Genomic DNA, 845 nt, shown 5'->3' on the forward strand with positions numbered 1-845 from the left:
AAGCGGCTGCCGCAGCTGCAGATCACCGCGGTCAGCGACTTCGTGCCCGAGCGGGCGCAGGCGCTGGCCGACGAGCACGGCGCCCGTGCGCTGCCGCTGGAGCAGCTGCTGGCCGCCGACGACGTCGACGTGGTCCTCAACCTCACCCTGCCGCGCACCCACGCCGAGGTCGCGCTGGCCGCGCTGGCGGCCGGCAAGCACGTCTACGGCGAGAAGCCGCTGGCGATGGACGTGGCCGAGGGCCGCGAGGTCGTCAAGGCCGCGGCCGCGGCCGGGCTGCGCGTCGGCTGCGCGCCCGACACCGTCCTGGGCACCGGGGTGCAGACCGCCCGCGCGCTGGTGGACGCCGGGCGGATCGGGACCCCGCACTCGGCGACGGCGTTCATGACCACTCCCGGGCACGAGCGCTGGCACCCGCAGCCGGACTTCTACTACCAGCCCGGCGGCGGTCCGCTGCTGGACATGGGGCCGTACTACCTGACCTCGCTGGTGCACCTGCTGGGCCCGGTCACCCGGGTGGTCGGCGCCTCCAGCCGGCCCTCGGCCGAGCGCACCATCGGCTCCGGCCCGCGGGCGGGGGAGTCCTTCCCCGTCACGATCGACACCCACATCACCGGCATCCTCGAGCACGCCTCCGGCGCGATCTCGACGCTGGTGATGAGCTTCGACACCTGGGCCGCGCGGCTGCCGCGCATCGAGGTCCACGGCACCGGCGGCTCGCTCTCGGTGCCGGACCCGAACATGTTCGAGGGTGCGGTGGAGCTGTACTCGGCGGCCAGCGCGCCGGCGCCCGGTCCGGACGCCGACCACGAGGGCAACTGGAAGGACGTCGGCGTCACCGCCGG

At 75.0% G+C, this 845-nt stretch carries 1 protein-coding gene; it reads left to right on the plus strand.

What is annotated here, in order from left to right:
- On the plus strand, positions 1 to 845 hold an 845-nt coding region (locus ACRYM2_RS23165; protein WP_432525057.1), incomplete at both ends, for a Gfo/Idh/MocA family protein.

It is taken from the genome of Kineococcus aridisoli, from assembly GCF_050871885.1.
GTDB lineage: Bacteria > Actinomycetota > Actinomycetes > Actinomycetales > Kineococcaceae > Kineococcus.